This window comes from Pseudomonas taiwanensis (assembly GCF_013393345.1).
In the GTDB taxonomy this organism is placed as follows: Bacteria; Pseudomonadota; Gammaproteobacteria; order Pseudomonadales; family Pseudomonadaceae; genus Metapseudomonas; species Metapseudomonas resinovorans_C.
The window spans coordinates 58594-74405 of record NZ_QJRF01000040.1 but is presented as its reverse complement, the minus strand read 5'-3'; the positions used below and the strand labels follow the sequence as shown (position 1 = coordinate 74405).

Annotated in this window: 16 protein-coding genes; 6 read left to right on the top strand and 10 right to left on the bottom strand. The window is 64.2% G+C overall.

What is annotated here, in order from left to right; genetic code table 11:
* Positions 1-11: 11 nt before the first annotated feature.
* A complete protein-coding gene (locus tag DM872_RS06335) occupies positions 12-1997 on the bottom strand; it encodes an alpha-1,4-glucan--maltose-1-phosphate maltosyltransferase (protein ID WP_179058657.1) in 1986 nt (661 codons plus the stop codon).
* Positions 1998-2127: 130 nt separating this feature from the next.
* On the bottom strand, positions 2128-2673 hold the full coding sequence (locus DM872_RS06330; RefSeq protein WP_179058656.1) for an MgtC/SapB family protein: 546 nt from the start codon (positions 2671-2673) through the stop codon (positions 2128-2130).
* Between the two features lie 170 nt (positions 2674-2843).
* On the opposite strand from DM872_RS06330, the gene DM872_RS06325 reads away from it, so the two are divergent.
* Positions 2844-3221: a Rho termination factor N-terminal domain-containing protein gene (locus tag DM872_RS06325; RefSeq protein ID WP_179058655.1), complete on the top strand. Its 378-nt coding sequence runs from the start codon at positions 2844-2846 to the stop codon at positions 3219-3221.
* A 726-nt stretch (positions 3222-3947) separates the two neighbouring features.
* Here the strand turns inward: DM872_RS06325 and DM872_RS06320 are convergent.
* The 4 genes from DM872_RS06320 to DM872_RS06310 form a co-directional block, all read right to left on the bottom strand.
* A complete protein-coding gene (locus DM872_RS06320) occupies positions 3948-4190 on the bottom strand; it encodes a metallothionein (protein ID WP_179058654.1) in 243 nt (80 codons plus the stop codon).
* Positions 4191-4312: 122 nt separating this feature from the next.
* Entirely contained in the window at positions 4313-4441 is a 129-nt protein-coding gene (locus tag DM872_RS30430; protein ID WP_256873301.1) for a hypothetical protein, read from the bottom strand.
* Between the two features lie 27 nt (positions 4442-4468).
* Complete coding sequence (locus tag DM872_RS06315; RefSeq protein WP_179058653.1) at positions 4469-4912, bottom strand: phosphotransferase system, HPr-related protein; 444 nt, start codon at positions 4910-4912, stop codon at positions 4469-4471.
* Positions 4913-5082: 170 nt separating this feature from the next.
* Positions 5083-5547: a PA2169 family four-helix-bundle protein gene (locus tag DM872_RS06310; protein ID WP_179058652.1), complete on the bottom strand. Its 465-nt coding sequence runs from the start codon at positions 5545-5547 to the stop codon at positions 5083-5085.
* A gap of 202 nt (positions 5548-5749) precedes the next feature.
* Between DM872_RS06310 and DM872_RS06305 the strand changes: the two genes are divergently transcribed.
* The gene (locus DM872_RS06305; protein ID WP_179058903.1) at positions 5750-6631 is read left to right on the top strand and encodes a formate/nitrite transporter family protein; all 882 of its coding nucleotides are present in this window, start codon (positions 5750-5752) and stop codon (positions 6629-6631) included.
* On the opposite strand, the gene DM872_RS06300 is transcribed toward DM872_RS06305, so the two are convergent.
* Both DM872_RS06300 and DM872_RS06295 read right to left on the bottom strand, forming a co-directional pair.
* On the bottom strand, positions 6628-7596 hold the full coding sequence (locus tag DM872_RS06300; protein WP_179058651.1) for a methyltransferase: 969 nt from the start codon (positions 7594-7596) through the stop codon (positions 6628-6630). The genes DM872_RS06305 and DM872_RS06300 overlap by 4 nt on opposite strands.
* 16 nt (positions 7597-7612) lie before the next feature.
* Positions 7613-9001 (bottom strand): iron-containing redox enzyme family protein, encoded by a 1389-nt coding sequence (locus DM872_RS06295; protein ID WP_179058650.1) that lies wholly within the window; start codon positions 8999-9001, stop codon positions 7613-7615.
* A gap of 137 nt (positions 9002-9138) precedes the next feature.
* Between DM872_RS06295 and DM872_RS06290 the strand changes: the two genes are divergently transcribed.
* From DM872_RS06290 to ligD, 4 genes are all read left to right on the top strand, one after another.
* Positions 9139-10293, top strand: a complete 1155-nt coding sequence (locus DM872_RS06290) for a carboxylate-amine ligase (RefSeq protein ID WP_179058649.1) — start codon at positions 9139-9141, stop codon at positions 10291-10293.
* Positions 10294-10357: 64 nt separating this feature from the next.
* Complete coding sequence (locus DM872_RS06285) at positions 10358-10846, top strand: DUF4142 domain-containing protein (RefSeq protein ID WP_179058648.1); 489 nt, start codon at positions 10358-10360, stop codon at positions 10844-10846.
* A gap of 30 nt (positions 10847-10876) precedes the next feature.
* Positions 10877-12208, top strand: a complete 1332-nt coding sequence (locus DM872_RS06280; protein ID WP_179058647.1) for a cation:proton antiporter — start codon at positions 10877-10879, stop codon at positions 12206-12208.
* 73 nt (positions 12209-12281) lie between these two features.
* On the top strand, positions 12282-14831 hold the full coding sequence (gene ligD, locus DM872_RS06275) for a DNA ligase D (RefSeq protein ID WP_179058646.1): 2550 nt from the start codon (positions 12282-12284) through the stop codon (positions 14829-14831).
* 96 nt (positions 14832-14927) lie between these two features.
* Here the strand turns inward: ligD and DM872_RS06270 are convergent, their stop codons facing one another.
* Entirely contained in the window at positions 14928-15479 is a 552-nt protein-coding gene (locus DM872_RS06270; protein WP_179058645.1) for an ATP-dependent Clp protease proteolytic subunit, read from the bottom strand.
* Between the two features lie 66 nt (positions 15480-15545).
* Positions 15546-15740, bottom strand: coding sequence for a DUF2795 domain-containing protein (locus DM872_RS06265; protein ID WP_179058644.1), 195 nt, complete (start codon positions 15738-15740; stop codon positions 15546-15548).
* Positions 15741-15812: the final 72 nt, after the last annotated feature.

Sequence of the window (15812 nt, the reverse complement as noted above, 5' to 3'; positions counted from 1 at the left end):
TACTCCTGTTCTCAACGGACCGGGCGGACGCGCCAGATACCGAACGGCAGGTGCGCGGGGTCGATGCGCATCCATTGCTCCTTGCCGTGCCAGGTCCAGCGGTGGCCGCTCATGAGGTCTTCGCCTTCCAGGTCGGCGTCGTCAGCCAGACCGAACTCCCACAGGGGCAGTTCGAAATGCGCTTCCTGGGGCTGCTGCGGATCGAGGCTGATGGCGATGAGGATGAAGTTCGACAAGTCTTCGGTGCGCTTGCCGAAGTAGAGGATCTGGTCGTTCCAGGCGTTGTAGGCCTTGTAGCCGAGGTGGGTCTGCAGGGCGGGGTTGTCGCGACGGATCATGTTCAGCTGGGTGATCTCGGCGCGGATGTTGCCCGGCGAGTCGTAGTTCCGCGCACGCAGCTGGTATTTCTCCGAGTCCAGGTATTCCTCCTTGCCGGGCACAGGCGCCGATTCGCACAGCTCGAAACCTGCGTACATGCCCCAGAGTCCGGAGCCCATGGTGGCCAGCGCCGCGCGGATGAGAAAACCGGGGCGCCCGCTGTGGTGCAGGAAGAAGGGATTGATGTCCGGCGTATTGACGAAGAAGTTGGGCCGGTAGCAGTCCCGCCACGGCGGCTGGTTGAGCTCGGTCAGGTACTTCTGCAGCTCGGCCTTGGTATTGCGCCAGGTGAAGTAGGTGTAGCTCTGGCTGAAGCCGATCTTGCCCAGCCGCGCCATCATCGCCGGCCGGGTGAAGGCCTCGGAGAGGAAGATCACTTGCGGGTGACGCTGCCGTACTTCGGCGATCAGCCATTCCCAGAACGGCAGCGGCTTGGTGTGCGGGTTGTCGACGCGAAACAGGCTGACGCCCTGGTCCACCCAGCCGAGCACCACGTCGCGCAGGCCCAGCCAGAGACCGGGGATGGCCTGTTCGGCATAGAAATCGACGTTGACGATGTCTTCGTACTTCTTCGGCGGATTTTCCGCGTGGCGGATGGTGCCGTCCGGTCGCCAGCTGAACCAGCCGGGATGCTGCTTCAGCCACGGGTGGTCGGGGGAACACTGGATGGCGAAGTCCAGCGCCACTTCCAGGCCATGGGCATGGGCCGAATCCACCAGCATGCGGAAGTCTTCCAGGCTGCCCAGTTCAGGATGCACGGCCTCGTGGCCGCCCTCCTCGCTGCCGATCGCATAGGGACTGCCGGGATCATCAGGGCCGGCGCGCAAGCTGTTGTTGGGACCCTTGCGGTGAGTGCGGCCGATGGGATGGATGGGCGGGAAATAGAGCACGTCGAAGCCCATCCTGGCGATGTCCGGCAGGCGCCGACGGACATCGGCGAAGGTGCCGTGGCGAGTCGGGTCAGGGCTTTCGGAACGGGGGAACAGCTCGTACCAGCTGCCAAACAGCGCGAGGTGTCTTTCCACCTCCACCGGGTATGCAGGGCTGCGCAGCAGGTGCGGGCGGTGCTCGGCGCGGCGCATCAGGTTGCCGACCTCGGGCTCGATGAACAGCGCTACCTGGTCCTGGATACCCTGGCAGCCATCCAGCCGCGCGAGGAACTGCTCCAGTTCGCCGCTCATGTGCGACGGCGCCTCGCCCGCGATTTGCCGGACCAGCGACGCACCTTCGGCCAGTTCGAGGGGGACCGGCACGCCAGCACCGTATTTCTTGGTCAGCTCATAGCGAAAGCTCGCGAAGACGTCCTGCCAAGCCTCGATGACGAACTCCAGGTGCCCTTCTCCCTCGGGCCTCAACCATGCGGTCCAATGGTCGTTGCCGAGCAGCTCCATGGGCGTGCGCCGCCAGTCCGCCTGCCCCGTCATCCTCCACAGCAGATCCGCCGCCAGTTGGTCATGGCCGTCGGCGAAGATGACCGCCCGGACTTCCAGGGCCTGCCCGCTGATGCACTTGACCGGAAAGCGGCCGCCTTCGACCACTGGCTCCACGCCCTCGATGCACAACCGGGGTTCTCGTGCTGCGCGAATCGCCGTGGATTCGCCTTCTTGCGCCGGAAGCATGCTCTGGCTCCTTGAACGCCGTTCAGACGATGCAATCGGTTGAGTCGGCCCGACCCGGAGGACCTGCATTCGATGGGGTGGGCTACTGGGATTCCGAGGGCACGACGGCAGGAAAGTTCAGGTGGATTTCCTACGGCTTCTCGTCTTTCTCGTCCCTCTCGTCGTTGTGCGCCGGCGCGTCCTCCACGTCATCCTTACCATTCCCTGCCGGATCGACCAGGAACGGCACTACGTGCAGGACCATCAGCGCCAGCAGGGTGCCAAGCACAGCGGTTGCCTCTCGTCCCATCCCGACGGCGACCCCGATTGCGGTTGCCGCCCAGAGGCCGGCGGCAGTGGTCAGGCCCTGGACATCGGCCGGGCTGCGTCCTTTGAGGATGGTACCGGCGCAAAGGAAACCGATACCGGCGGCGATGCCCTGGATGACCCGGCTGATGGCGTCGTGGCCTGCGCCGTCCTGCTCCAGTGCCATGATGAAGAGCGCCGCACCGAGGCAGACCAGCATATGGGTGCGCATGCCGGCCGACTTGCCCTTGACCTCCCGTTCGTAGCCGAGCAGACCGCCAAGGAAGATCGCCAGCAGAAAGCGCAGCAGCGCCCGAACCAGTCCTTCCACGTGGCCAAGGTCGGCGAACTCCGCCAGCAGGGTGTTGAGGATGCGCTCGCCCAATTCCATGGTGCTCTCCAGACGGACCCCATGAAATTCTGAAACCAGCGGAGGCGAAGCGGTTCGAGCTATCGGAGCACCGTTCATCCGCTGAAGCGAACCACGGGGCCCCGAGCGCCTCTTCCAAAATAAGGCCATGCGGCGTTCAAGCCGCAGGCGACCTTTAGGAGGAGCACGCCATGCCGCGCGGAAGCAAAGACAAATACACCGACAAACAGAAGCGCAAGGCCGAGCACATCGAGGAGAGTTACGAGGCCAAGGGCGTTTCCAAGGACGAAGCCGAGTCCCGCGCATGGGCCACGGTCAACAAGCAATCTGGCGGCGGCGAACGCACCGGCGGTTCAGGACAGAAAACCAGCGCAGGGGAAAAGAAAGCCGCACGCAAATCCTCCGCACGCCGTGCAGCGGCCACCCGCAAGGGTGTGCCCCGTCCTGGCCAGAAGGTCGATGGCATGACCAAGACCGAACTGATGGAACGGGCCCGTAAGCGCAACATTCCAGGGCGCTCGAAGATGCGCAAGGGCGAATTGATAGAGGCGCTGCGCAAGGGCGCTTGACACTGACTTCCCCTGACCGTCGCAGCAGTATGGCGACGGTTTTTTTTGGAGTTTTTGTAGGAGCGAGCTTGCTCGCGAAGGATCGTGCTCGGGCTTAACAATTCCTGTAGGGGCGAATTCATTCGCCAAGCAGCACGCAGTTCTGCCCACGAACTCCCAGCTAGCCTGGCGCCACCCTCTCCCCCGGCCCCTCTCCCGCAAGCGGGCGAGGGGTGACTCGCGCCGGCGACTCCGTACATCCGGGGGCACTCTACTGTGGGGGCGAATTCATTCGCCAAGCAGGACACAGTTCTGCCCACGAACTCCCAGCTAGCCTGGCGCTACCCTCACCCCCGGCCCCTCTCCCGGAGGGCCAGGGGTGACTCGCGCCGGCGACTCCGTACATCCGGGGGCACTCTACTGTGGGGGCGAATTCATTCGCCAAGCAGGACGCAGTTCTGCCCACGAACTCCCAGCTAGCCTGACGCTACCCTCACCCCCGGCCCCTCTCCCAAAGGGCGAGGGGTGACTCGCGCCGGCGACTCCGTACATCCGGGGGCACTCTACTGTGGGGGCGAATTCATTCGCCAAGCAGGACGCAGTTCTGCCCACGAACTCCGAGCCGGCCTGACGCTACCCTCACCCCCGGCCCCTCTCCCGCAAGCGGGCGAGGGGTGACTCGCGCCGGCGAGGCACAAGTCATCCTGAAGCGAGGCAGATGAGATGGGGCGGCGACTCCGCCCCCAATCACGGCGAAATCGGATCACTCGCCGGGAAGGTTTCCTCCAGGGCGTGGTCGACCTGGGTTTCACGCGGCTGGTCTTGCGCATTGGCCTCGCCGCATTGGCAGTTCGGGTCCCGGCATTGTGCGTTGTCGGAAGGATGGCCCTCGGCGCACGCCGGGCAGCAGAAGGCTTTTCCATCAACTACCACGGCGTCGGCGTCCACGATGCAGGTGCACTCGGGACAGGCGCAGCGCGCTCCGTTCATGGTCGTACCCTCCAGAGGAAGAAGCCCAGCGCCGTGTTGGGCAGGGGAATATGGCTGATCAATGGCCGCTGCCGGTTCTCCGGGTAGCGGTGCTTATCGGAAGTGTGCGGTATCTGCATGGCTCAGACCCGCCCCGCCGCCTGAGTAACTACTTTGCGTGGCTTGCGCGAGCGGCGTTTTCTGCTCAGGGAAACCACGACTTTCACGCCAAACCGATTGGCTGGAACCCAATTGATCTTGGGATTTTTCATGGTTGAACCTCCACGCGCTCGGGCGCGTCACTCGTCTTCAGAGCCGTCCACCGGCGAAACCCGGTCGGTCCAGGGTTTGCCGTCGAGGGGGGCCGAGCGGCCCAGTTCCGCTTCATCGAGACCGATGCCGCCGCCGATCTCCGACTCGGGCACCGTGCGCAACTCCTGATCCGCCGGGCTGTCACCTTCCCGCTCTTCCGGGGAGCGGGCGCCGGTCTGGTCATACAGCGTGTCGGGGCTGAGATCGTCGGGAGTCACATTGTCTTCGCGCGGGTTGTCGTCCGGGCTCTCGCCACCACGTTCCACCACGGATTCGGCCGGAACTTCCCGTTCGATCTCGCCAGTGGGGCGCAGGTCTTCGATGCTGCCTTCACGGGTGTCGCGCTCTTCGCTGAAGTCCAGCTCGCGCGTCGAGCCCATGCTGCGTTCGGTCACGTCGCTTTCTCTGGAGGCGGGTTTGTCGCGAATCATGGTGGCTCTCCAACTGGGGTTACCTGCTTCAGTCGACTGGCAGCGCGGGGGAATGATTCAGGTTTTTTGCCGAGCGGAGTTCCACTTGTAGGAGCGAGCTTGCACGCGAAAAAAGTCGGCACATAGGACGTGAAAGGCCCGGAACATATCCGGGCCTTTTTCGCGGCCGATCAGCTCCTGGCGTGCTCGACGTCGCGCAGTGCCTTGATCTGATCGTGGTTGCGCAACACCCCTTCGTACTGCCGCTGGACGGTGGCACGAATGTCGGTCGGCAGGTTCGTCTGCAGCGCTTCGGCATACTGCTTCTTGGCCACGTCTTCGCCGCGCTCGCATTCGTTGAGGATGGCTTTCTCGTCCTTGCCGGTGACCAGGGATTTCAGGTCTACCCAGCGACGATGCAGGTCTGCGCTGACGCTGGTGCTGTCTTCTGGTTCGCCGCCAAGTTCAACCACGGCCCTCTGCAGTTCGGCGGCGGCCGCACCACACTGCCGTGAGCGCTCCATGAACAGTTGCTTGAGGTCCGGGCGCTTTACGTCGTCGGCGCAGACCTTGAAGCCCGCTTCGCCGTCCTTGCTGGTTTCGATGAGGTTGTTGAGGGTGCGTACCGTGTCTTTGCGATCTTCAGTGAGTTCCATGGTGTCCGCTCCTGGCCGGCTACGGCCTGTGCATGAATGGATGACCCGTGCCGGGCCTACGCAGTCTTCCGACGTAACCGGCGTGACGATCGTTCAGGTAATTTTCCCCGGCGGTCATCGGGCCCGCGATGGATGGCACGGAGTCCAATGAGCCAACACAGGGTCACAAATGGATAGCCAAGCTGCGCAGGTCATCCTCGCCATGGACAAGAGCAACAGTGACAAGACCCCGTCCCTCACCCCCAGCGAAGAGCGGGAAGCCCACAAGAGCAAACCGCCCCGCGCCGCGGTGGTTCACGAGATCATCCGTCTGCAGGGCGACCAGGAGTTGCAGCGTACGGTCGCCGCGCTCTGGTGGTCGGCGCTAGCGGCCGGCCTGTCCATGGGACTGTCGATGATGGGCATGGGCCTGCTGCGGGCGCGCCTGGAAGGTGTCGAAGCCGCCACGGCCCTCTCCAGCATTGGTTACTCGGCAGGTTTCCTCGCGGTGATCCTGGCACGCCAGCAACTCTTCACCGAGAACACACTGACGGCGGTCCTGCCCGTCATGAACAAACCCACGCCCGGCAATTTCGCACGTCTGGGCAAGCTCTGGAGCGTGGTGCTGACCGGCAACCTCGCCGGAACCCTGCTGGTGGCCTATCTGCTGCTGCAGTTGCCGATCTTCGACGCGCAGACCGACGCGGCCTTCCTGGAAATCGGCCGCAAGCTGATGCAGAACGACAGCACCCAGATGTTTGCCCGTGGGGTCATTTCCGGCTGGATGATCGCCACCATGGTGTGGATGATCCCGGCCCAGGAGAGCGCCAAGTTCTGGATCATCGTGCTGGTGACGACACTGATGGGACTCGGTGATTTCACCCACATCGTGGTGGGTTCGGTAGAGGCCGCCTACCTCGTCTTTGCGGGCGAACTGGCCTGGATGGAATTCTGGCTCGTCTTCGCCGGCCCTACCCTGCTTGGCAATATTGTCGGTGGTAGTTTCATATTCGCCCTGATCAGCCACGCGCAGATCCGCAGCGATGTCGAACTCCAGCAGGAAGAACGGGATCGCCGCCGCGAACGGGAGGCCCAGGAAAGCTAGTTCCCCGGGCCGCGCACCACCGTCAGCAACACCGCCGCGATGCGGTCGGTATTGAGGTAGGCGTATTCGTCCAGTTCCTCGCCGAATACATCGGGGTCCAGCTCCCGGTAGTGCCATTGCAGGTCCGTGGCACCCAGGCATTCGGCCACGCGCTCGAAGAAGCTGTCCCGTCCGTTCGCGATCGCCACCCCGGTATAGAGCAGCAACGCACCGCCGGGCGCCAGGCGCGCAACGCCCCCGTCGAGGATGGCCAGGGACAGGCCGCTGCCCATTTCCCCTCCTCCGTGCCGGTAAGTGCGTTGTGCCGGGTCCAGCATGTAGGGCGGATTGGCCACGATCAGGTCGAAGTGACCCTCGGCCTCTCGCAACAGATCGCTGGCGATGGCGCGTACGCCGGGGGTTTCAGCCAGACGGGCGTTGATCCGGGTGAACTCCAGCGCCCGCAGGTTGATATCCAGCACCTGCACATCCGCGTGCGGGAAGCGCCCGGCGATGCGGATCGCCGCTGCGCCTGTACCGCAACCCACATCCACGGCCTTGACCACCTCCCGCGCGGATTGGTCGAGGAAACAGTCGATGGCTTGCACGAACCTGTAAGTGTCCGGGCCGAAGAACACGGCATCGGCGGCCTCGGTGGGGAAGCTGGAGTGCACGTAGAGCTCCCCGCCCAGGCTGGACCAGCGGACCGTGGAGCGAAACCCGTCGACCCCGGCGATCAGTACGTCGGCGGCTTCCATCAGTTGGAAAAGGTCCTCGCCGATCACTTCCCGGGTGAAGGGCCGGCTCCAGCCGAAGACCCCGTCCAGGTCCATGGCCATGGCATTTTCCGGCCGCTGGTTGATGCGCACATGGGTGGCGGGTGTGACCGTGGTGAAACGGTAACCCCGTTGCTTCAGCGCTTCGCCCAGATGCAGGAGTGCCTGGTTGCGCCTGGACAGTTCGGAACAGCTTTCGTCGCCTTGCATGGTCCTGCCCCTTCGTTCATCTCGACTGTGCCGTGAACAGACGGGTCGCGAGCAGCCCCGCCGGCCGGTAGTGGAAGGCTGGCGACATCAGGCTGATGAGCCGCTGCATTCCACCGTCAGGATCTATCGCGTCCAGCTGGCCTTGCAGGGCTCGCTCGTCGAGGTCGAACTCGTCGCCCGCGCCGAGCGGCGGCAACTTGCGATGACGTGCGCGCCGCCAGGGCCGGCAAGCTGCCTGCGGCGTCTGCAGCCAGCGCCCGGCAATCCAGTCATGGATCAGCTGTTTCTCATAAGGGCTGAACACGCCGAACATGGCGGCCGACTGCCCCTCCACCACCTGCCAGAAGCGGCTGGCGGCGGGTGCTTCGTGACGGCGAATCCAGCCGCGCTGCTCGAGTGCCATGAGTAGCCGCTGCATCTGCCCCGGCTGGCTCAGCCAGCGGTTGAGCGGACAGCCCTGCAACACGGAGGCGTCCGAGTGCATGTTCTGCGCCTTGTGCCGCTTGCGCTCGAGCATGCCGAGCAGTTCGTGCTCCAGGTCAAAGCGCGCGATCACGTCGAGGGTGCCCAGGCCCAGGTCACTCAGCCGATATCCCCGGGCCACGCGTGCCATGAACTCGTCACGCCGGGCGGCCAGGGGCAGGTTTTCGTGCAGGGCCTTCACGGCCTGCATGGCATGGCCGCAACTGACGTTGTCGATGGTGACGTGCAGACGGAAGTAGTGAGGATCGATGCCCAGCTCCGCCAGTTCGCGCGTGCAGATCAACAGGTGCAGTGGCAATTGTTCGTAGCCCAGGTTGTAGCCGATGACTTCCGGCAACCGTTCCCGCGCCAGGTACCCGAGGGCCAGCTGCGTGGCGCCCTGGATGTAGCACTCGTCATCCAGGGCTTCGATGTCGTCGCAGCCGTGGCGAGCCAGCAGGTTTCGGTAGATCAGCACGTGGTTCTGTTCCGGCACGCCCTCGCCCAGCTCTTCCAGGTAGGTGCGCACCAGTCCCTGGAAGCGGTGCTCCCGCCAGTGGGCGAGCAGGCCATAAAGCCAGGCCCCGTCCACCAGCTTGGTCGGCGCCACACCGCGCAGGAAGTACAGGGCATGGGCGCGACTACTGAAGTAGCGTCGCGATTGCCCTTGGGCGCGTTGTGCCTGGTAGTCGGCGTAGGCAACTGCCGTCTGGCGCACGCGGTCTTCCATCCAGCCGAGGAGCTGCGCGGGGTCGTTCGGCATGTCGCAAGGGAGACTGGTGGCCTCGGCCAGTTGGGCTTCCAGGAAGCGCCGCGCACGCTGGATCACCGCAGCCGACTCTGGCTCGGCCAGTAACTTCCAGTAAAGGTTTTTCGCCGGGTCGACCACCTGGGGCCGGGAAGCGACGGCAGCGCCGTCGTCGCGGAGAAGGGATTTGTCCATTGCCGGCTCCTGGGTGTCCTCACCTTCCGAACCGTGGGCAGCGGAAAGATTCAGCGTGATTGACAGGCGGCGAAGGCGACCTGAACCGGCGCAGGACGGCCGGGTCAGTTTGAGTGTCGGCCCATGGATTCACGGCAATGTTGAATGCAGAAGCGCTTCCTGGCTTCGGTATCGAAGAAGAGTACCTGCTGGTAGACCTGCGTACGCGCAACGTGCCCGCACAAGCGCCTCCCGGTCTGGTTGCGGCGTGCCGCAATGCGCTCGGCACCTGCCTGGCAGATGAGATGTTCGAGTGCCAGCTGGAACTGGTCACCCCCATCCTCCACGACCTCGCCGAAGCACGCGCCTGCCTGGCGGACCAGCGTGCGCGGCTGGCGGAGGTGGTCGCAGGATTTGGCATGGGGCTGCTTTCAGCCGGCAGCCACCCTTTCGCCGATGGCCTGGCCACCCGCCGCAATCCGTCGCCACGCTACCAGTGCCTGTTCGACGATTACCGGATGATCGCTCGCAGCAGCCTGCTCTGCGGTCTCCATGTGCACGTGGGCGTACCTGACGGACATGACCGCATCCTTCTGCTACGGAATCTGCTGCATTGGCTCCCGCTGCTGCTCGCCCTCAGTGCGTCTTCGCCTTTCTGGCTGGGCCAACCCACCGGCAGCATGAGCTATCGCCGGGTGATCTGCGGGCAGTGGCCGCGAATGGACCTGCCTGATGATTTCGCCGATGAAGCCGAGTACCGGGCGCATATCAGCTGGCTGCACGGCATCGGCGCCATTCGCACCGACAGCGACGTCTGGTGGTTCATCCGCCCTTCCGCCCGCTTCCCCACCCTGGAACTGCGTATCGCCGACGCCTGCCCACGGCTGGAGGATTCGCTGTGCATTGCCGGGCTGTTCCGCAGCATGGTCACCCACGTTCGGGAAAGCCCCCCTCCTCCGGCACCGAGCGCCTTGCAACGGCAGGTGGTCATGGAGAATTACTGGCGGGCTCGCATGCACGGCATCCATGGCCGTTTTCTCGACGAAACCGGTCGCGAAACCCTGGATTGCGCAGCCTGGCTGGCCGACGCGGAGGCACGCTTTGGCGAGGCGGCACGGTGCCTCGGTGACGATGGAGCGTTCGTCCAGGCACGTCGCATCCTGCAAGCAGGAAGCAGCGCCGATCGCCAGTTGGAGCAGTACCAAGCCACCCTGGAGCAAAACTCATCGAAGCCTCGTGCATTGCTCGCCGTGGTCGAGGGTTTGCTGGCCGAGTTCGTCGAGGGCTTGCCGACAGAACGAAAAATTACCTGAACCCGAGCGCTCGCAGGAGCATCCCAATTATACGGATGACCTACATTTTCAAGGGTGAAGCACCATGATTTCCCTACCTGACCTGGACATTGGCGACCCGTCCCCCCGAATCGTTACTGAAATCGACCCCGAATCCGGAGCCTTCTGTGCCCAGGCGCTCGCTGCTGGCGAAGTCGGTATGCAAGCCGCCGAGATCGCCCTGCAGAAAAGCCCCTCCGCCGATGTTCGCGCCTTCGCCATGGTCGCCATGGTGGAGCAGTGCCGCGTCAGCGGCGCCCTGCAGTCCCTGGCCGGGCGCAAATGCCCGCAATTCCTCTGCGAGTCGGGCGCTGGCACGGAGCTGACCGAGTTGCAAAGTATCGAACCCGAACGCTTCGATGCCGCTTTTGCTACCAGCCAGGTCGCCGCCAACGAGGCCGTAGTGGCCTTGCTGGATTCGGCCGAGGATATCGATGACCTGGAACTGCAGGATTTCGCCCGCACCGCGCTACCGGTTTTCGTGCACCGCCTGCAACAAGCCCAGGCGCTGGCAGCTGCCCACCCGCTGAGCTGACCGCTTCGCGCCAGGCGTAGCCCATTCACCATGACGTTCTTCCTGTGGATGCTGGTACTGGGCAGCATTCTGCTCATCGTGGGTCTCGCTTCCGCCTATGTCCGGCTCCTGCCGATCTCCACCTCCGCCCTCTACCTGCTGTTCGGCCTGTTCATAGGACCGGCTGGCCTCGGGCTGTGGGGGGAAGATGTGCTTACCGTCGGCCCCTGGCTGGAACATCTGGTGGAAGCGACGGTGCTGATCTCGCTGTTTCTTTCCGGTCTGAGGCTACGCCTGCCCTTTCGCGCACCCGAATGGCGGCCGGCTGGGTTGCTGGCCGGGCCAGTACTGGTCGCAACAATCCTCGGCCTTGCCGTGTTCCTGCACTTCGCGCTGGATCTTAGTCCCGGACTCTCCCTGCTGCTGGCCGCCATTCTCTCGCCCACTGACCCGGTGCTGGCCAACCTGATCCAGGTGAACGACGCGGGCGATACCGATCCGATGCGCTTCGCCCTCACCGGCGAAGCAGGCCTGAACGACGGCATCGCCTTCCCTTTCGTGATGGCCGGGTTGATGCTCCTCGCCTTTGAAACACCCGCCAACGTGCCGACCGAGGAGGCGCTGATCTGGCTGCTGCGCTACGTGCTCTGGGCGATTCCGGCGGGTCTTCTGCTCGGTTTCTGGTTCGGGCGTCTGGTTGGGCAACTGGGCATCCACCTGCGCGCGCGGCATACGGACATGGCGGTTTCGCCCAACACCTTCCTTGCCCTGGCGGTCATCGCCCTTTCCTACGTCGCGACCGAAAGCATCGGTGCCTGGGGATTCCTCGGCACCTTCGCGGCGGGGCTGGGGATGCGGCAGGCCGAAGTCGGGACCAGCGGCGCGGTTCCGGCGGAAGAATGTACCCTCGGCGCGGAGAATCGCGAGCCGAGCCATGGCCAGGCGATCATCGAGTTCGGCGATGACAAGGAACGCCATCCGCAGATTGCAGCCAGCGCGCTGATGGTGGATATCCTCGCCTTCGGCAATCTGCTGGAACGCGCCCTGGAAGTGCTGCTGGTCACCCTGCTCGGCGCCCTCCTCTACGCCCATTGGCGCTGGGAGGCGGTGATCGTCGCCATCGGCCTGTTCCTGCTGGTACGCCCCGCCGCCGTCATGCTGTTTATCCATGCGCCACGGATTCCGCCGCCGCACCGCCTGCTCATCGGCTGGTTCGGCATACGCGGCATCGGCAGTCTCTTCTACCTCTGCTTCGTCCTCAATGAAGGCCCCGCCGGGCTGGAACGGCGCCTGCTCAGCGACATGGTGCTCAGCGTGGTGGCCATGAGCATCCTGATTCACGGGGTCACCGTGCAGCCCCTGCTCCGTTATCACAAGGAATAGATGCGCCTCGCCATTCGCGAATCAGCCTGAACCTTATCGAGCGCCTTGCCTCTCCTCAATCAGGAGGCCCGCCGTGACTGATGCTCTCGACGACTACAAGCGCAAGCGCGACTTCGATGCCACCCCGGAACCGGCCGGCCAGCCACGCCGTGCGCGGGGGAAACGCAAAGAACCCGCCGGGGCATTGCAGTACTGCATCCAGAAGCACGCCGCCACGCGCCTGCACTACGACTTCCGCCTGGAACTGGACGGCACGCTCAAGAGCTGGGCAGTGCCCAAGGGCCCCAGCCTGGACCCGCAGGCGAAGCGCCTTGCGATCCATGTCGAAGACCACCCGCTGGATTACGCCGACTTCGAAGGACACATCCCGGAGGGCCATTATGGTGCCGGCGACGTCATCGTCTGGGACCGGGGCATCTGGATTCCCCAGGACGATCCCATCGCCGGTTATGCCAAGGGCAAGCTGAAGTTCGAACTGCGTGGCGAAAAACTCAGCGGTATCTGGAACCTGGTGCGGACGCACATGCCGGGCAAGCAGGAGCAATGGTTCCTCATCAAGCACCGCGACGATGCCGCCCAACCCGAGAGTGAACTGGACATTACCGAAGCGCGTCCGGAGAGCGTCCTCAGCGAACGTACCCTACTGCCCAAGGCGAAAGGAAAGAAGGCACCCAAGCAGCCGCGCAAGGCGGCAAACAAACAGCCCCGGGAGAAAGCCCTGGCAGGAAGCGTTGCAGCGGCACTACCCGAGACCATCAAGCCCCAGCTGGCCACCCTCGTAGACGGGCCGCCGACCGGGGACTGGCGCTATGAAGTCAAGTTCGACGGTTACCGACTGCTCGCCCGCATCGAGGATGGCGAGGTGCAGTTGCTCACCCGCAATGGCAAGGACTGGACCGCCAAGCTGCCTCGCCAGGCCAAGGCCCTGGCGGGATTGGCGCTGGACAGCGCGTGGCTGGATGGCGAGGCGATTGTCACAGACGAGGACGGCACACCGGACTTCCAGGCCTTGCAGAACGCCTTCGAGACGGCACGCAGCGAGGCCATCCTCTACTACGTCTTCGACTTGCTCTACCTCGATGGCAAGGACCTGCGGGGCGTGCCCCTGGAACAACGGCGCGCTGCCCTGGAAAAGTTGCTGGAGCACAACGAGGACTCGCCTTTGCGCTACTCGGCCGATCTCTCCGAGGACCCCGAGTCCCTGTTGGAAAGCGCCTGCCGGATGAAACTGGAAGGACTGATCGGCAAACGCGCGGGGAGCCTCTACCAATCCCGTCGCAGCCCGGACTGGATCAAGCTCAAGTGCAAGCAGCGCCAGGAATTCGTGATCGTCGGCCATACCGAACCCAAGGGCAGCCGCAGCCACTTCGGTGCGCTTCTCCTGGCGCTTCACGACGAGGACAGCGGCGAGCTGCGCTATGCCGGCAAGGTAGGCACCGGCTTCGATCAGGCGAGCCTCGCGCGGGTGCAGGCCCGGATGAAGCCCCTGGAGGTGAAGAAATCGCCGCTCGCCCATCCCCCTACCGGAAGCGAAGTGAGGGGCGTGCATTGGCTGAAGCCCGAGCTGCTGGCCGAAGTCTCCTTTGCCGAGATGACCCGCGAGGGGCTCGTGCGCCACGCGGTGTTCCATGGGCTGCGCAGCGATAAACCGGCCAGCGCCATTACTCGCGAGAAAGCCAGCCATGTAGTGCCCACGAAACCCGGCGGCAAAGCGAGCCCAGCGAAGGAACCCGCCCGAAAGACGGCGGGGAAATTCCGCATCACCCATCCCGAGCGGATCATCGACGCCAGCATTGGCGCCAGCAAACTGGAGCTGGTCGAGTATTACGCGGAGATCGCCGACTGGTTGCTGCCCGAACTGCGGGACCGGCCCGTCGCACTGGTACGGGCGCCCGATGGCATCGCTGGCGAGCACTTCTTCCAGAAGAGCGGCGAAAACCTTGGCATAGACGCCCTGGAGGTGCTGGAGAAATCCCGTGCAGGCCAGCCCGCCATGGTGATCAACAGTGTCGAGGCGCTGGTCGGCGCAGTGCAGATGGGCACGGTCGAGCTGCATACCTGGAACGCCACCAGTACCGATCTCGCCCATCCCGACCGCTTCATCCTCGATCTCGACCCGGACCCGGCGTTGCCGTGGAAAGCCATGGTCGAGGCGACCCAACTGGTGCTGACCGTGCTGGATGAACTGGGACTCCGGGCATTCCTCAAGACCAGCGGCGGCAAGGGCATGCACCTGGTGGTCCCGCTGAAGCCCAAGGAGGACTGGGACCAGGTGAAGGCTTTCAGCCACGCCATTGCCACCCACATGGCCCGACACCTGCCGCAACGGTTCTCGGCCAAGTCCGGCCCGAAGAACCGCGTGGGCAAGATCTTCATCGACTATCTGCGCAACGGCCTGGGCGCGACGACTGTCGCCGCCTATTCGGCGCGGGCGCGCGAAGGGTTACCGGTTTCCGTGCCGGTGTTCTTCGAAGAGCTCGGTGGACTCAAGGGCGCCCATGACTGGACCATCCGAAACCTGCGCAAACGTCTGGACGAAGCCGGCGAATCGCCCTGGGCGGACTTCGAGGCGAACCGTCAGACCATTACCAAGGCCATGCGCAAGCGGCTGGGGATGGTCTGAGCGGGTCAGGCTGGCCGAGCGCCCTTCGGGTCAGCCTTCGGCTGTTCGCGAGCAAGCTCGCTCCTACATGTTCGGCTTCACGAGCGTGCAGAGCCATCAGGAATGCACGCACCAGCTCACCGACTCGGGCGGCATGCCGATGCAGTCGACCGCGTGGATCAGCCCGGCTTCGAGCGCGTCCTCCGCATTGAGAATCTTCGGGGACGCCGTCAGGCATTCCAGGACATTGATCGGCGTAGCGGCTCCTCGGGTGCGCTCGTCGACAATGCTGGAGTACAGCAGCAGGTCGTAGTCGAGGCTCATCGCATATTCGGAGATGCGCGCGTGGTCGACCGCGCCATTCAAGGTCCAGTGGAAGGGGTGCAGGAGAAACTTGCTGTAATGGCAGGCCGTCCGGTACTCGCCGGCGAGGAAGATGATGTTTCCCATGGATTCGACCGTGCCGAGGTTGTGCGTCTTGACCGGCACTGGCAGCCCAATGAGGAAGTTGTACAGGGAGAAGCCATAGCTGCACTCCCCCCCCATGGTCGCGATCTTGATGACCAGTTCGTCAGCGCCTTGCTGGATCGCCTGGGTACATTTGTCGATCAACTGGCCACAGGTGTACGAGTTGATCGGGGCCGTGAAATGCACGATATGAGTTTTCACGTCGCTCTCCTGGCGGACCGCCTCCCGCGACTTCCCACCGCCACCGCGGGGATGGCGCAACGCCGGTCATTCGGCGGCGCAGTATCCTTGCATCACGTCCGCCATGCTCTGGTACTCCTGGTCCGGCAGGCTTTCCAATGCCTCCATCACCTTCGGGGGAACCCCCTGTTGCCGAGCGCACTCGATCATCTGGGCCCGGCCAGCGGGAAAGTGCATGCCCTTGAGAAAGGACGCCAAGTTGGTCGGGGGCTTCCTGGGCATATGCACCTCCTCAGTTGGCGAGCAAGCGAAAGCGCGCTCGTTGGCATATGACTCCCCGGCCGTAGCGGCTAC